3 protein-coding genes are annotated in these 1,816 nt (G+C 54.0%); 2 read left to right on the forward strand and 1 reads right to left on the reverse strand.

The features are described from left to right. Nucleotides 1–504 (reverse strand): lipoate--protein ligase (locus RTY00_RS24440; protein WP_312666699.1); only part of this gene is annotated, 504 nt, incomplete at its 3' end. A 203-nt stretch (nucleotides 505–707) separates the two neighbouring features. On the opposite strand from RTY00_RS24440, the gene RTY00_RS24445 reads away from it, so the two are divergent. Together RTY00_RS24445 and RTY00_RS24450 are read left to right on the forward strand one after the other, a co-directional pair. Further along, entirely contained in the window at nucleotides 708–1,388 is a 681-nt protein-coding gene (locus tag RTY00_RS24445) for a type 1 glutamine amidotransferase domain-containing protein (protein ID WP_312666701.1), read from the forward strand. A 69-nt stretch (nucleotides 1,389–1,457) separates the two neighbouring features. Further along, nucleotides 1,458–1,816, forward strand: a 359-nt coding sequence (locus RTY00_RS24450; RefSeq protein WP_312666700.1) for an alpha/beta fold hydrolase, incomplete at its 3' end; no start/stop codon positions are given.

Raw genomic sequence — 1,816 nt, forward strand, 5'->3', positions numbered from 1 at the left:
TGGATTGAGGTAATCGGCGAGACGCGACAAATCAGCATTCATCAAAAAGGTGCCGTGATGAAAACCGCGATCCGGCGTTTCACGGTAAGCAGATCCGGAAATCTTGCGCACTTCGCCATCTACATTCACCACGATATCGTTGCGACCGGAGGCTGCAGCCGGAATGCCGAGCTGTTCCAAGGCGCGCAGGATAATCGCCGTGGAGACTGACTTATCGTATTCCGGTTTACCGGCCATAAAGGTGAAGCAGCAGTTGCCCAAGTCGTGAAACACCGCGCCGCCGCCGCTGCTGCGTCGTGCCAGCTTGATGCCGTCTTCCGCCATCCGCCGCGTATTGCACTCTTTCCACGGATTCTGGGCGCGGCCGATCACCACCGTTTCGGCGTTCTGCCAAAGAAACAGCACGCGCTGCGTCGTTGGCATCTGGCGGAAAATACACTCTTCTACCGCGAGGTTGAACCATGGATCGTGTGAGTCAGAAATGAGTAAACGTAGGGTGGACATGATTTTTCGGTTCCGTGAGAAAGGGCAAATCGGGATAGAGTACGCTTAAGCTAATCGAAAGATAAGAAACAGCGGCGCATTTCATTTCAGTAAAAAAATGATTTAGCCACTAGACGACTGGTCTATTAGCTGTTACTTTGAACTCAAGCTCTAGACGACTGGTCTAGTTCAGATGTTCAAATTCAACAGGCAGGAGATTGATGATGAAGATTCTTATGGTTTTAACCTCACACGACCAATTGGGTAACACCGGACGTAAAACCGGTTTCTGGCTGGAAGAGCTGGCCGCGCCTTACTACGCATTCAAAGATGCTGGCGCAGAAATCACGCTGACGTCACCGAAAGGCGGCAACCCGCCGTTAGATCCTAAAAGCAATGAGCCGGATTTCCAGACTGAGCAAACGCATCGTTTTGAAGCGGATGCCGCAGCAACCGCGCAACTCGCCTCCACCGTACGTCTCGACAGCGTATCGCCAGCCGATTTCGACGCGGTGTTTTACCCAGGCGGCCACGGCCCACTGTGGGATTTAGCAGAAGATCAGCACTCCATCGCGCTGATCGAAGGCTTCCTGGCCGCGAATAAGCACGTGGCGCTGGTGTGTCATGCGCCGGGCGTGCTGCGTCACGTCAAAACGCCGGAAGGAAAACCGCTGGTAGAAGGCCGTAAAGTCACCGGCTTTACCAATAGCGAAGAGGAAGCGGTCGGCCTGACTCAGGTGGTGCCATTCCTGGTGGAAGACGAACTGATTGCGAAGGGCGGTCTGTATTCGAAAGGCGCGGACTGGAGTTCTTATGTGGTCAGCGATGGTTTGCTGATTACCGGACAAAACCCAACCTCGTCAGCAGAGACGGCGCAACAGTTGATCAAGCAACTGGCGCAATAAACGCATCGGGAGGCGAGCCGCTGTTCGCCTCCTTTGTTTTGCATCGTGAAAATTGTGGAGAGAAAAATCATGTTTAAAAAATCATTAACCACGTTAGCGTTAGGTGCAGTGCTGTCAGTATCTGCGCAGGCATCACTGGCTGAGCCGGTGAAAAACATTGTGCTGGTTCACGGTGCATTTGTGGATGGCTCGGGCTGGAATCCGGTGGCGCGCATTCTCGATAAAGCCGGTTACAAAGTGTCGATTGTGCAGGAGCCGCAAACATCGCTGGCCGATGATGCGGCGGCCACCCAACGCGTTCTGGCGCTACAGCAGGGTAAATCGCTGCTGGTTGGACACAGTTATGGCGGCATGATTATCAGCGATGCGGGTAACGATCCCTCGGTTGCTGGCCTGGTGTACATTGCCGCGTTCCAGCCGGAGCAAGG

This window comes from Pantoea sp. CTOTU49201 (assembly GCF_032054795.1).
GTDB lineage: Bacteria > Pseudomonadota > Gammaproteobacteria > Enterobacterales > Enterobacteriaceae > Pantoea > Pantoea symbiotica.